Annotated in this window: 2 protein-coding genes; both read left to right on the top strand. The window is 72.7% G+C overall.

The annotated features are described in order from the left end of the window. Positions 1 to 150: 150 nt before the first annotated feature. Complete coding sequence (locus WNM05_RS10795) at positions 151 to 6,468, top strand: amino acid adenylation domain-containing protein (protein ID WP_434634925.1); 6,318 nt, start codon at positions 151 to 153, stop codon at positions 6,466 to 6,468. Further along, positions 6,465 to 15,449, top strand: a complete 8,985-nt coding sequence (locus WNM05_RS10790) for an amino acid adenylation domain-containing protein (protein WP_434634922.1) — start codon at positions 6,465 to 6,467, stop codon at positions 15,447 to 15,449. Before WNM05_RS10795 ends, WNM05_RS10790 begins: the two co-directional genes overlap by 4 nt. Position 15,450: the final 1 nt, after the last annotated feature.

The raw sequence follows: 15,450 nt of genomic DNA, 5'->3' as shown, positions 1-15,450 counted from the left end.
AACACGCAGTACAAGATCAAAAACCTGACACTTCTACCAGCCAAATTGACCAACAATCGTAAATCTCTTGCGTGTAGATTAACGCAGATACACGTAATCAGCCTGTACATTTTTAATTCATACATTCTTAATCAGATTGGAATAACTCAAATGAAAAAATTCCCGCTTACACGCCGGCAGCTGGAAATATATTTTCATCAATCGTTATTCTCGGAGCCGGCACTCTTTAATATCGGCGGTTTCATAAAAATACAGGGCGAGCTGGATATCGAGGCGATCAAGGCGACGGTGGCCGCGCTGATGGAAAACACGCCGACGCTCAGAATGGCGATAGACGACAACGGCGGCCAGCCCTGCCAGGTCCTGTGTCCGCCGGCGCCCGATCCGCTGGCCTTCATCGACCTGCGCGGCGAGCCGGACCCGGAGCGGGCGGCCAGGGACTGGACCGAACGCGACTTCGCCGCCCCCTTCGCCTTCGACGGCAAGACGCCTCTGGTCGCCTACACGCTGCTGCGCCACGGCGAGCGGGATTTCATCCTCTACGGCCGCTTTCACCATATCGCCTTCGACGGCTGGGCGATCGCCCAGCTCTACCAGCTGAAATGCGGTCATTACAATGCCTTGCGCCGGAACCGGTTGCCGGCGCCGGCGACGATGATGGCGCCACAGGACATCGTCGACGACGAGGACGGCTACTACGCCTCCAGCCACTACGAGAAAGACCGCCGCTACTGGCGGGACAAGCTGGCCGGCTACCGGACCCGGCTGTTCGCCGAGGCCGACGGCCGGCTGGCCTGCGGCCAGCACAGCTTCTGGATTCCGGTGGAGACCTACGAGCGGATACGGGAGCTGGCGGCCGCCCACCAGGTCAGCGTGTTCCACTTCTTCATCGGCTTGATCTACACCCAGATGCTGCGCGTGTTCGGCGCCGACGACCTGCTGCTGGCGCTGCCGATACTGAACCGCCGCACCGCGCTGGCGAAGCGCTCGCTGGGGCTGTTCGCCAGCCTGTGCCCGCTGCGGCTCAGGCTGCGGCCGGAAGCGAGCTTCGCCGAACTACTGGACCAGATCCAGCGCGAACTGAAATCGGACTTCCGCCACCATCGCTATCCGATAGGCGAGACCGAGGGGCTGGACGGCGGCAGGCTGCCGTACGAAATCAGCCTGTCGTACGAGAAGCACGACTACAACGACATGTTCGACGGCACCGTCAGCAATATGACGGCGATGCGCGCCCAGTCCCAGCACTACCCGCTGAAGGTCTTCATCCGCGAAGCCGATGAGCGCCGCCCGGTCAAGGTGGACCTGGACTACAACCTGGCCTGTTTCGCCGAGCTGGACCCGGCCGCCGTCATCGCCGGCGTCGAACCGCTGCTGTACCGGCTGCTGCAGGATCCGGAACAGGCGCTGGCGGCGGCCTTGCCCGCCATCGCGCCGCCGCCGGCCGTCGCGCCGCCGCACCCCGACCTCTGCGCCTGGTTCGAGGACGCTGCCCGCCGCCACCCCGAGCGCGTCGCCGTCCGCGGCGAAACCCAGACGCTGCGCTACCGCGAACTGGACCAACGCGCCAACCGCCTCGCCCGCCGCCTGATCGCCGCCGGCGTCCAGCCCGAGCAGCGCGTCGGCCTGTGCTGCCAGCGACAGCCCGACCTCCTCGTCGCCATCGTCGCCATCCTCAAGGCCGGCGCCGCCTACGTCCCGCTCGACCCCGGCTATCCGGCCGAGCGCCTGGCCTTCCTCGCCGCCGACAGCGCCATCCGCCTCGTCGTCGGCGACGCCGAATCGGCCGATGCCCTGCCCGCCGACCTGGACCTGCGATGGATAGACGTCGCCGAAGAACCGGCCGGCGACGCCTCCGCCCCGCCGCGACGCCTCCATCCGCTGCAGGCCGCCTACGTCATCTACACCTCCGGCTCCACCGGCCAGCCCAAGGGCTGCGTCGTCAGCCACCACAACGTCGTCCGCCTGATCGCCGCCACCGCCGAGCGCTTCGCCTTCGGACCCGACGACGTCTGGTCGCTGTTCCACTCCTACGCCTTCGACTTCTCGGTCTGGGAAATCTGGGGGCCGCTGCTGTTCGGCGGCACCTCGCTGGTCGTGCCCTACTGGGTCTCCCGCTCGCCCGAAGCCTTCGCCGACTGGCTGCAGCAGCACCGCGTCACCGTGCTCAACCAGACGCCGGCCGCCTTCCGCCAGCTCATCCCCGCCGCCGAACGCCATCCGCTGCCCGATCTGCGCCTGGTGATCTTCGGCGGCGAGGCGCTGGAACTGGGCAGCCTCGCGCCGTGGTTCCAACAGCGCGGCGACCAGAAGCCCGAACTGGTCAATATGTACGGCATCACCGAGACCACGGTCCACGTCACCGAGCGGACGATACGCCAGGCCGATCTGGACGCCCGCCGCGGCAACGTCATCGGCGGGCCCATCGCCGACCTGTCCTTCCATCTGCTGGACCGCTTCCTGCAGCCGGTGCCGGTCGGCGTGCCCGGCGAAATCTATGTCGGCGGACCCGGCGTCACGCGCGGTTATTGGAGACGCCCGGCGCTGACCGCCAGCCGCTTCGTGCCGGACCCCTTCGCCGCCGACGGCTCCCGCCTGTACCGCTCCGGCGATCTGGCCCGCCGCCGCGCCGACGGCGAGATCGAATACCTCGGCCGCGCCGACCACCAGGTCAAGCTGCGCGGCTTCCGCATCGAGCTCGGCGAGATCGAGGCGGCGTTGTGCCGCCAGGCCGGCGTGCGCGAGGCGCTGGTGCTGCTCGACCGCGCCGGCGCCGGCGAGCGGCTGCTGGCCTATGCCGCCGGCGACGCCGATCCGGCCGCGCTGCGCGCCGCCTTGGCCGAGGAGCTGCCCGACTATATGGTGCCGGCCGCCATCGTCGTGCTGGAACGTTTCGCCCTGACCCACCACGGCAAGGTGGACCGCAAGGCGCTGCCGGCGCCGCAGGCCGCCGTCGCCACCGAACGCGTCGCGCCGCGCAACGACGCCGAACGCGCGCTGGCGGCGATCTGGGCCGAGGTGCTGGCCATCCCGGAACCGGGCATAGACGACAATTTCTTCGCGCTCGGCGGCGATTCCATCCTGTCGCTGCAGGTGGTCTCCCGCGCCCGCGACGCCGGGCTGGCGATCAATGTGCAGCGGCTGTTCACGCTGCCTACGGTGCGCCAGCTGTGCGCCGATGCCGGTGCCGCCGACGGCGCGCCGTCGGCAACGGAACCGTTCTCCCCGTTCGAGCTGATCAATGACGCCGACCGGCGGCGGCTGCCGGACGACGTGGTCGAGGCGCTGCCGATGTCGCGGCTGCAGGCCGGCATGCTGTTCCACAGCGAACTGTCGCCGGACGGCGCGATCTTCCACGACATCTTCAGCTTCGACCTGAGCCTGCCATGGGACGGCGCCGCCTGGCGCGAGGCCGCGCTGAGGCTGTGCGCCCGCCACGCGGCGCTGCGCACCTCCTTCCACTGGAACGAATACTCGGAACCACTGCAGCTGATACACCGCGACGGCGATATTCCGCTGACGCTGACCGATCTGCGTTCCCTGTCCCCGCAAGCGCAGGGACAGGCGCTGGACGACTTCGTCGCCGCCGAGAAAACGCGGCCGTTCCAGCCCGATCGCCACCATCTGCTGCGGCTGGCGCTGTTCCGCCTCGACGACGCGCGGCTGCGGCTGACGCTGAGCTTCCATCACGCGATCCTGGACGGCTGGAGCGTGGCGACGCTGGTCACCGACCTGCTGCGCCTGGTCCGGCAGCCGCAGACGTCCGCCGTCAGCGACGCCGACGGCCGGCTGACGGCCCGCTTCATCGCCGAGCAGAAACAGGCCGAGCGCGATCCGGCGCTGCAGCAGGCCTGGCGCGACAGGCTGGCCGACGACGAAGTCCCTCTGCTGCCGCGGCTGGAGCAGGCGGCGCCGGCCGGCGGCGTGCGCCGCGTGCGCCGACTCAGCCGGATGCTGCCGGCCGAACTGTCGGCCGCGCTGGACGCGGCCGCCGGACGCCTGGCCCTGCCGCTGAAGACGCTGCTGCTGAGCGCCCACCTGCGCGTGCTGGCCCAGCTGACCGGCGCGGCCACGGCCGCCACCGGCTACGTCACCCACAGCCGCCCGGAAAGCGAGGACAGCGCGGCGGCCCTGGGTCTGTTCCTGAACACCGTGCCCCTGCGCATCGAACTGGCGCCGGGCAGTTGGCGCCAACTGGCGCATCAGGTATTCGAGCAGGAGCTTGCCCTGCAGCCGCTGCGCCGGCTGCCGCTGGCCGCCATCATGCAGCAGAACGGTGGCCAGCGCGGTTTCGAGGTCGGCTTCAACTACATCCACTTTCATGTCTACGAGCAGGCGCTGCAACTGCCCGACGTGACGGTGGACGGCGTCGAGGTATTCGAGGAGACCGACTTCCCCTGCCTGGTGCAATTCAGCCGCGACCCACGCGACATGGGCATCGAGCTGACGCTGGCCTGGGACGAGGCCGAATTCGGCCAGCGGCAGATCGAGGAGATGCACGGCCATCTGCAACAGGCGCTGGCCGCGCTGGCCGCCGACCCGGACGCCGGCTGGCTGGCCCCGCTGCAGCGCGAGGCCGGAGCCGCGCCCGCCCCGGCCGTCGTCACGCCGCCGCATCCCGACCTCTGCGCCTGGTTCGAGGACGCCGCCCGCCGCTACCCCGAGCGCGTCGCCGTCCGCGGCGAGACCCGGCTCCTGCGCTACCGCGAACTGGACCAACGCGCCAACCGCCTCGCCCGCCGGCTGATCGCCGCCGGCGTCCGCCCCGAACAGCGCGTCGGCCTCTGCTGCCAGCGACAGCCCGACCTCCTCGTCGCCATCGTCGCCATCCTCAAGGCCGGCGCCGCCTACGTCCCGCTCGACCCCGGCTATCCGGCCGAGCGCCTGGCCTTCCTCGCCGCCGACAGCGCCATCCGCCTCGTCGTCGGTGACGCCGAATCGGCCGATGCCCTGCCCGCCGGCCTGGGCCTGCGATGGATAGACGTCGCCGAAGAACCGGCCGGCGACGCCTCCGCCCCGCCGCGACGCCTCCATCCGCTGCAGGCCGCCTACGTCATCTACACCTCCGGCTCCACCGGCCAGCCCAAGGGCTGCGTCGTCAGCCACCACAACGTCGTCCGCCTGATCGCCGCCACCACCGAGCGCTTCGCCTTCGGACCCGACGACGTCTGGTCGCTGTTCCACTCCTACGCCTTCGACTTCTCGGTCTGGGAAATCTGGGGGCCGCTGCTGTTCGGCGGCACCTCCCTGGTCGTGCCCTACTGGGTCTCCCGCTCGCCCGAAGCCTTCGCCGACTGGCTGCAGCAGCACCGCGTCACCGTGCTCAACCAGACGCCGGCCGCCTTCCGCCAGCTCATCCCCGCCGCCGAGCGCCATCCGCTGCCCGATCTGCGCCTGGTGATCTTCGGCGGCGAGGCGCTGGAACTGGGCAGCCTCGCGCCGTGGTTCCAACAGCGCGGCGACCAGAAACCCGAACTGGTCAATATGTACGGCATCACCGAGACCACCGTCCACGTCACCGAACGCGCGATCCGCCAGGCCGATCTGGACGCCCGCCGCGGCAACGTCATCGGCGGACCGATCGCCGACCTGTCCTTCCATCTGCTGGACCGCTTCCTGCAGCCGGTGCCGGTCGGCGTGCCCGGCGAAATCTATGTCGGCGGCCCCGGCGTCACGCGCGGTTATTGGAGACGCCCGGCGCTGACCGCCAGCCGCTTCGTGCCGGATCCCTTCGCCGCCGACGGCTCCCGCCTGTACCGCTCCGGCGACCTGGCCCGCCGCCGCGCCGACGGCGAGATCGAATACCTCGGCCGCGCCGACCACCAGGTCAAGCTGCGCGGCTTCCGCATCGAACTCGGCGAGATCGAGGCGGCGCTGTGCCGCCAGGCCGGCGTGCGCGAGGCGCTGGTGCTGCTGGACCGCGCCGGCGCCGGCGAGCGGCTGCTGGCCTATGCCGCCGGCGACGCCGATCCGGCCGCGCTGCGCGCCGCCTTGGCCGAGGAGCTGCCCGACTACATGGTGCCGGCCGCCATCGTCGTGCTGGAACGTTTCGCCCTGACCCACCACGGCAAGATAGACCGCAAGGCGCTGCCGGCGCCGGAGCAGCCGGCCAGACGCGAGGCGGAGCCGCCGCACTCGGCTACCGAGCACGCGGTGGCCGAGGTGTTCTCCACCTTGCTGAACGTCGCGCCGGTCGGCCGCGACGACGGCTTCTTCGCGCTGGGCGGCGACTCCATCCTGGCGGTCCAGGCCGCCAATCGGCTGCGCGAGCGGCTGGGCGAGCCGCTGCCGCTGAAGCTGCTGTTCGAGCAGCCGCGCGTCGCCGATCTGGCCGAGCGCATAGACGCGCTGCGCCGCCAACAGCCGCTGTCCGGGCCGGTGCGGCAGGCGCGCCGCCAGCTGTCGCGCGTCAGCGTCGGCGCCAATGGCGAATCCCAACTGAAGCAGTCCAACGAAGGCCAATCATGAACGCAACTGACGCCAACGCCTCTTTCGACGCCTATGTCTTCCCGCAATCCGGCGCCCAGCGCCGGCTGTGGACGCTGGCCGACCTGGCGCCGGACTCGACGGCCTACCACATCCCGCTGGCGCTGCGGCTGCGCGGTCCGCTGGACGCGGCGGCGCTGCAGGCCGCGCTGGCCGCGCTGGTCGAGCGACACGAAATCCTGCGCACCCAATATGACTTGATAGACGGCGAACCGTGCCAGCTGATACGCCCGGAAGCCGCGCTGGAACTGCCGCGGGAAGCCTGCGGCGAGGACGAGCTGGAAGCGCGGCTGCGCGCCGAGGCGGCCGTCCGTTTCGATCTGCGGCGCGACCCGGTGCTGCGCGCCCGCCTGTTCGCGCTGGCGCCCGACGAACACGTGCTGTCCATCGTCATCCACCACATCGCCTGCGACGGCTGGTCGCTGGGCGTGCTGGTGCGCGAACTCGGCGCGCTGTATCCGGCGCTGGCCGCCGGCCTGCCGCCGCCCGAGCTGCCCGAGGCGCTGCAATACGCCGATTTTTCCGAATGGGAGCGCGAAAACGGCGGCGCCGCCGACGACGACCTCCGCTACTGGCGCGACCAGCTGGCCGGCCTCGACGAGGAGATGGCGCTGCCCGGCGACTTCGCCGTCCGCCGCCCCGATGACGACGGCGGCGACACCGTCGGCGCCGAGCTGCCGGCGGCGCTGGTCGACTCGCTGCGGACCTTGGCCCGCGCCAACGGCGCGACGCTGTTCATGGCGCTGCTGGCCGGTTTCCAGACGCTGCTGCACCGCTTGAGCGGATGCGAGGACATCTGCGTCGGCAGCCCGGTGGCCAACCGCGACCGCGCCGAGTTCGAGCAGACGCTGGGCTTCTTCGTCAACACGCTGATCCTGCGCCAGGACCTGGCCGGCGCGCCCGGCTTCGCCGAGCTGCTGGCCCGCTGCCGCGACACCTGCCTGGAGGCCTTCGCCCACCAGCAGGCGCCGTTCGAACAGGTGCTCAAGCTGGCCGGCCCGCGCCGCGGCGTGCAGGACGCGCCGTTCAAGGCGCTGTTCGCCTTGCAGAACGCGCCCTTGGGCCGCCTGGACTGGCGCGGCCTCGCCGCCGAGCCGCTGCCGGTCTACCCGGCCGCGGCCAAGTTCGATCTCAGCCTGATGCTGGAGCCGGCCGGCGACGGCCTGCGCGCGACGCTGGAATTCCGCCGCGACCTGATAGGCGCCGACACCGCGCGACGCTGGCTGGGCCACTATCTGACGCTGCTGCAGGCCGCCGTCGCCGACCCCGGCTGCCCGGTGGCCAGGCTGCCGCTGCTGAGCGACGACGAGGCCGGGACCGCGCCCGCCCCGGCCGTCGTCACGCCGCCGCATCCCGACCTCTGCGCCTGGTTCGAGGACGCCGCCCGCCGCCACCCCGAGCGCGTCGCCGTCCGCGGCGAGACCCGGCTCCTGCGCTACCGCGAACTGGACCAACGCGCCAACCGCCTCGCCCGCCGGCTGATCGCCGCCGGCGTCCAGCCCGAACAGCGCGTCGGCCTCTGCTGCCAGCGACAGCCCGACCTCCTCGTCGCCATCGTCGCCATCCTCAAGGCCGGCGCCGCCTACGTCCCGCTCGATCCCGGCTATCCGGCCGAGCGCCTGGCCTTCCTCGCCGCCGACAGCGCCATCCGCCTCGTCGTCGGCGACGCCGAATCGGCCCCGACGCTGCCCGCAGGCCTGGGCCTGCATTGGATCGACGTCACCGAAGAGCCGGCCGGCGACACCTCCGCCCCGCCGCGACGCCTCCATCCGCTGCAGGCCGCCTACGTCATCTACACCTCCGGCTCCACCGGCCAGCCCAAGGGCTGCGTCGTCAGCCACCACAACGTCGTCCGCCTGATCGCCGCCACCGCCGAGCGCTTCGCCTTCGGACCCGACGACGTCTGGTCGCTGTTCCACTCCTACGCCTTCGACTTCTCGGTCTGGGAAATCTGGGGGCCGCTGCTGTTCGGCGGCACCTCCCTGGTCGTGCCCTACTGGGTCTCCCGCTCGCCCGAAGCCTTCGCCGACTGGCTGCAGCAGCACCGCGTCACCGTGCTCAACCAGACGCCGGCCGCCTTCCGCCAGCTCATCCCTGCCGCCGAGCGCCATCCGCTGCCCGATCTGCGCCTGGTGATCTTCGGCGGCGAGGCGCTGGAACTGGGCAGCCTCGCGCCGTGGTTCCGCCGGCGCGGCGACCAGAAGCCCGAGCTGGTCAATATGTACGGCATCACCGAGACGACGGTGCACGTCACCGAACGCGCGATCCGCCAGGCCGATCTGGACGCCCGCCGCGGCAACGTCATCGGCGGACCGATCGCCGACCTGGCCTTCCATCTGCTGGACCGCTTCCTGCAGCCGGTGCCGGTCGGCGTGCCCGGCGAAATCTATGTCGGCGGCCCCGGCGTCACGCGCGGTTATTGGAGACGCCCGGCGCTGACCGCCAGCCGCTTCGTGCCGGATCCCTTCGCCGCCGACGGCTCCCGCCTGTACCGCTCCGGCGACCTGGCCCGACGCCGCGCCGACGGCGAGATCGAATACCTCGGCCGCGCCGACCACCAGGTCAAGCTGCGCGGCTTCCGCATCGAGCTCGGCGAGATCGAGGCGGCGCTGTGCCGCCAGGCCGGCGTGCGCGAGGCGCTGGTGCTGCTGGACCGCGCCGGCGCCGGCGAGCGGCTGCTGGCCTATGCCGCCGGCGACGCCGATCCGGCCGCGCTGCGCGCCGCCTTGGCGGCCGAGCTGCCCGACTACATGGTGCCGGCCGCCATCGTCGTGCTGGAGCGTTTCGCCCTGACCCACCACGGCAAGGTGGACCGCAAGGCGCTGCCGGCGCCGCAGGCCGCCGTCGCCACCGAACGCGTCGCGCCGCGCAACGACGCCGAACGCGCGCTGGCGGCGATCTGGGCCGAGGTGCTGGCCATCCCGGAACCGGGCATAGACGACAATTTCTTCACGCTCGGCGGCGATTCCATCCTGTCGCTGCAAGTGGTCTCCCGCGCCCGCGACGCCGGGCTGGCGCTGACGCCGCGCCGGCTGCTGCTGGAGCCGACGATACGGCAACTGGCCGCGGCCCTGGACGAGGCCGGCGCCGAGCAGCCGCCGGCCGCCGCCGGGCCGCTGCCGGCGACGCCGGTGCAGCGCTGGTTCGCCGGACTGCAACTGGCCGCCCCGGCCCACTGGAACCAGGCGCTGGCGCTGGACCTGGCGCGGCCGCTGGAACACGGCAGCCTGCAGGCGGCGCTGGACGCCGTCGCCGCCCGCCACGACGCCTTCAGGCTGCGTTTCGCGCCGGAGCCGCTGCTGACCGCCGAAGCCGGCCGCTGGCCGTGCCGCGAGCTGAAATTGACAGATGACGCCGGCGACGACGGCATCCGCGGCCTGATCGAGGCGGAACAGGCCCGGCTGGACCTGGCCGACGGCCCGATCGCCGGCGCGCTGCTGCTGCGCGGCGGCCGCGGCGACGTGCTGGCGCTGATCGTCCACCACCTGGCGGTGGACGCGGTGTCGTGGTCCATCCTGCTCGGCGACCTGGCCCAGGCGCTGGACGCGCTGGCGCGCGGCGAGACGCCGCGGCCGGCGCCGGTGCCGGCCAACTGGCGCCGCTGGGCGGAATCGCAGGCCGAGACCGCCGCCGTCGCCGACCCGGCGCCGTGGCTGGAGCAGGCCGAAGCCGGCTTCCCGGAGCTGCGCCGCGACACCTCGGAAGCGGCGGCCAATACCGAGGCCGCCTCGCGCGTGATCAGCAGGGAGGTGGACACGGCGCTGACCGGCCGCCTGCTGCGCGCAGGCGCCCGCGCCGGACAGCGCGTCAGCGCCCTGCTGCTGGTGGCGCTGTGGCGGACGCTGGCCTCCCGGCTGGACGCGCCGCGCTTCGCGGTGACGCTGGAACACCACGGCCGCGACGTCGAATCCGGCCTGGACCTGTCCCGCACCGTAGGCTGGTTCACCGCGCTGTATCCGCTGAGCGTCGACGGCGACGCGGCCGCGCCGGCGGCCGAGCTGCTGGCCGCCGTCGCCGCCCGCTTGTCGCAGCTGTCGGCCATAGGCAGCGAGTACGGCCAGGCGCGCTGGCTGGGTCCGGACGCGGACGCGCGCCGCCGGCTGGAAGCCGCCGGCCTGCCGGAGATCAGCTTCAACTACCTGGGGACGCCGCGCGGCGCCGACGGCGACTGGTTCCGGCTGCGGCCGGAGCTGATCGCCGGCGAGCGCGCCGCCGACAACGGCCGCCCGTTCGCGCTGGACCTGGTGCTGGTGGTGCTGGACGGCAGGCTGCGCGTCGACTGGCGCTATCCGGGCGGCCAGTTCGAGCCGGCCACCATAGCAGCCTGGTCCGAAACGTTCGGCGGCGAACTGGCGCGGACGCTGGACGAGCTGGACGCCGTCCCGGCGCTGGCCGCCGACTATCCGCTGGCGCGGCTGTCGCAGCCGGCGCTGGAAGACCTGGCGCGGCGCATCGGCCCGTTCGAGGACCTCTATCCGCTGTCGCCGCTGCAACAGGGCATGCTGTTCCACAGCGTCGCCGACGCCGCCGACGGCGCCTATCTCGAGCAGCTGAGCAGCGTGGTGTCCGGCCCGCTGGATCCGGACGCCTTCGCCGACGCCTGGCGCGCGATGCTGGCCCGCCATCCGCTGCTGCGCTCCGGCTTCCACTGGCGGGAATTGGAGCAGCCGCTGCAGGCGGCGATGCGCGCGGCGCCGCTGCCTGTCGTCCGGCTGGACTGGTCGACGCTGGCCGACCCGGACGCCGCGCTGGCCGCCTATCTGGCCGACGACGCCGGAAAACCGTTCGCGCTGGACGCCCCGCCGCTGATGCGGTTGGCGCTGATCCGCCTCGGCGAACGGCGCTGGCGCTGGGTCTGGAGCTACCACCACATCCTGCTGGACGGCTGGTCGCTGCCCTTGTTCTTCCGCGAGCTGCTGACGCTGTACCGCGCGCTGGCCGACGGCGAGGCGCCGGCGCTGCCGCCGGCCCGGCCGTTCTCGGCCTATATGGCCTGGCTGGACCGCGCCGGCCGCCACGCCCGCGCCGACGAAGCTTTCTGGCGCGGACAATTGGCCGGCCTGGAACAGCCCACGCTGCTCGCCGGCGCCGCGCGCGGCCCGGCCGACTTCGTCGAGATGGAAACCCGGCTACCGGCGGAATGGGGCGAACGCGCCGCCGCCGCGATGCAAGGCTGCGCGGCGACGATGAACACGCTGTTCCAGTCCGCCTGGGCCGTGACGCTGGCCCGCAGCGGCCACGGCGGCGACATCGTCTTCGGCACGACGCTGTCCGGCCGCAACGGCGACCTGCCCGGCATAGGCGAGATGATAGGCCTGTTCATCAACACGCTGCCGCTGCGCGTGCGGCTCGCGCCGGGCATCCGCGTCTCCGCGCTGCTGGCCCGCGTCCAGCGCGATCAGGGGCAGATACAGGAATACGCGCACAACCGCCTGGTCGACGTCCAGCGCTGGGCCGGCGGCGGCCACGCCCAGCTGTTCGACTCGCTGCTGGTCTTCGAGAACTACCCGGCCGACGCGATGCTGCAGACCGACGCCGCCGGCCTCGGCTTCGAAACGCCGCGTTTCAGCGAGCACACCAATTATCCGCTGACGCTGGCGGTGATCCCGGGCCGAGAGCTGACGGTCAAGCTGACCTTCGACCGCGCCCGCGTCGCCGACGGCCAGGCCGCCGCGCTGCTGGAGCGGCTGCTGCGCGTGGCCGACGGCATCGTGAGCGCGCCGGAGGCGGCGCTGGCGGAAATAGACCCGCTGCCGGCCGGACAGCGCCAGGCGCGGATAGCCGTCGCCGGCTCCCGGCCGGCGCTGGCCGCGCCGCGGCTGGCGCACACGCTGTTCGAACGACAGGCTGCGGCCAGGCCCCGCGCGACGGCGCTGCTGTCCGACGGCGGCTCGCTGGACTACGGCGAGCTGGACGCCCGCGCCAACCGGCTGGCGCACCGGCTGCAAGCGCTGGGCGCCGGGCCGGAAACCGTCGTCGGCACGCTGCTGCCGCGCGGCGTCGACGCCGTCGTCGCCATGCTGGCGACGATGAAGGCCGGCGCCGTCTACCTGCCGCTGGACCCGGCCTATCCGCGCGAGCGGCTGGCATACATGCTGGACGACAGCGGCGCCGCCATCGTGGTGTCCGACAGCCGCTGGCTGTCCACGCTGAGCCGCCGTCCCGACGCCTGCCTGCTGCTGGACGACGAGGCGGCGGACGAGATGGGCGCCGACGCGCCGCGCTGCGCCGCCGGCGTCGACAACCTGGCCTACCTCATCTACACCTCCGGCTCCACCGGCTGGCCCAAGGGCGTGGGCGTCAGCCACCGCGGCGTCGCCAACCTATGCCTCGCCCAGCGCGAAGCTTTCCGGATAGACGGCGGCAGCCGCGTCTACCAGTTCGCGCCTATCAGCTTCGACGCGTCGATCTCGGAGATCTTCGTTGCGCTCGGCAGCGGCGCGGCGCTGTGCCTGCCGGACGCCGGTGCCGCCGAGGATCCGGCCGGCGCCTTGCGCCGCGCGGCGCGCCGCCACGGCGTCAGCCACGTCACGCTGCCGCCTGCGCTGCTGGCCGAGCTGGAGTCGGACGCGCTGCCCGGCCTGCAGACGCTGATCGCCGCCGGCGAGGCCGCCGCACCGGGCCTGCTGGCGCGCTGGGCCGGCTCATGCCATGTCGTCAACGCCTACGGCCCGACCGAGGCCACCGTCTGCGCCAGCATGCGGGCCTGCGGCCCCGACGACGCCGAGCCGTCCATAGGCGACGGCATGGCCGGGCTGCGGCTCTACCTGCTGGACCGCTGGGGCGACATCGTGCCGGCCGGCGTGCCCGGCGAACTCCATATCGGCGGCGAGGCGCTGGCGCGCGGCTATATCGGCCAGCCGGGCCGCACCGCCGCCAGCTTCGTGCCCGACCACTTGTCCGGCCAGCCCGGCGCCCGGCTGTATCGCAGCGGCGACCTCGGCGAATACCTGCCGGACGGCGGCATCCGCTTCCTCGGCCGCGCCGGCGGCCACACCAAGCACAGGGGTTACCGCATCGAGCTGGACGGCGTCGCCGCGGCGCTGCGCGGCCACCCGGACGTCGCCGAGGCCCTGGCGCTGATACGCCAGGACGGCGAGCGCCGGCTGCTGGTCGCCTACGCGCTGGCCGGATCCGGGGCCGAACCGTCGCCGGCCGCGCTGCGCGAGCACGCCGCCGTCCGGCTGCCGGCCCACGAGGTGCCGCAGGCGGTGGTGGTGCTGCGGCGCTGGCCGCTGACGCCGGCCGGCAAGATAGATCGCGCGGCGCTGCCGTCGCCGGCGGAAGCGGCCGGACCGTCGACCGCCGCCGTCGAAGCGGCGCCCGGCTCGTCCGAGGCGACGCTGCTGGCGATCTGGCGCGAGGTGCTGGGCCGTCCCGGACTCGGCGTCGACGACAACTACTTCGCCGCCGGCGGCGATTCCATCGTCGCGCTGCGCATCGTCTCCCGCGCCAAGCAGGCCGGCCTGGACATCGAGCCGCGCGCGCTGTTCGCCCATCCGACGGTGGCCGGGCTGGCCGCCGTCGCCGGCGCCGCCGCGAAAACCGTCCACGCCGACGAGCCGGAACAGGCCGAGGTGGCGCTGGCGCCGATACAGCGCTGGTTCCTGCAGCGCGACCTGCCGGCCCCGCATCACTGGAACCTCAGCCTAAGGCTGCGGCTGGGCGCCCCGGTCGAGCTGCCGGCGCTGCGCGCGGCGCTGGCCGCAACGGCGGCGCGGCACGACGCCTTGCGGCTGCGGCTCGCCCGCGACGACGACGGCGCCTGGCGCCAGCACTACGGCCCGCGCGCCGCGCCGCCGCTGGAACGCTTGGCGCTGAAAGCCGGTTCGCCGGCGGCCCGCGAAGCCGAACTGCAGACGCACGGCGCGCGGCTGCAGGCCTCGTTGGACCTGTCGGCCGGCCCGCTGCTGCGCGCCGTCCTGATCGATGACGGTCCGGACGACCAACCCGAGCTGCTGCTGATCGCCCACCACCTGGCGCTGGACGTCGTGTCCTGGCGCATCCTGCTGGACGATCTGGACGGCGCCTACGGCCAGGCCCTGGCCGGCGCCGACATCGCGCTGCCGCCGGTGCCGGTCAGCTACCGGTCCTGGACGCGGGCCCAGGCCGATGGCGCCGCCGCGCGCGCCGGCGAGCTGGACTACTGGCGCCGCGCCGTCGCGCCGCTGTCCGTCCCGGCGGGCCTGGCCGCCGTCGGCCGCGTCGCCGACCGCCGCCGCGTCTCGGTGGAATTGGACGCCGACGCCAGCGACGCGCTGCTGACGGCCGGCGCCGAGCGCTATCGCGCCCAGCCGCAGGAACTGCTGCTGGCGGCGCTGACGCTGGCCTGGCGGCGCCAGAGCGGCCTGGCGACGCTGGCCCTGGACCTGGAGGGCCACGGCCGCGACGCGGCGATGCCGCCGGCGCCGGACCTGTCGCGCACCGTGGGCTGGTTCACCTGCCTGTATCCGCTGCGGATAGAAGCGGCCGGCGACGGCTGGGACAACCTCGTCGGCGCGACCAAGGCCGCGCTGCGCGGCGTGCCCGGCGGCGGGACCGGCTTCGGCGCGCTGCGCTATCTGAGCGGGATCGCCGGCGAGCTGGACCGCGCGCCGCCGCGGCCGCTGAGCTTCAACTACCTGGGCCGGATGGACGACGCCGGCGGCGGCGCGCTGCCGAATCTGCAGGCGACCTTGTCCGAGCGCGAGTGCGGCCCCGGACAGGACCCGCGCCAGCCGCTGCCGCACGCGGTCGCCGTCAACGCCCGGATCGAAGGCGGCCGCCTGCGGCTGGACTTCGACTACGCCGACGCCGAGGACGCGCCGGCGCTGGCCGAGCAATGCCGGCTCGCGCTCTCGGAGCTGGCCGCGGATTGCCGCGGAGGCGGCGCCGTTTCCTACCACACCTCGGACTTCGCCGGCGTCGCGCTGGCGGAAACCGAATTGGCAGCCCTGCTGGACGACCTCACCGACATCGAATGAC

It is taken from the genome of Chromobacterium sp. CV08 (genome assembly GCF_051129845.1).
Classification (GTDB): domain Bacteria; phylum Pseudomonadota; class Gammaproteobacteria; order Burkholderiales; family Chromobacteriaceae; genus Chromobacterium.
Note: the sequence above shows the minus strand (reverse complement) of the source record. Positions and strands in the feature narration are given on the sequence as shown.

What these genes read in the sequence shown, in the direction of transcription:
- WNM05_RS10795 (WP_434634925.1), top strand. Translation starts at nt 151, where the DNA reads ATGAAAAAATTCCCGCTTACACGCCGGCAGCTGGAAATATATTTTCAT.
- WNM05_RS10790 (WP_434634922.1), top strand. Translation starts at nt 6,465, where the DNA reads ATGAACGCAACTGACGCCAACGCCTCTTTCGACGCCTATGTCTTCCCG.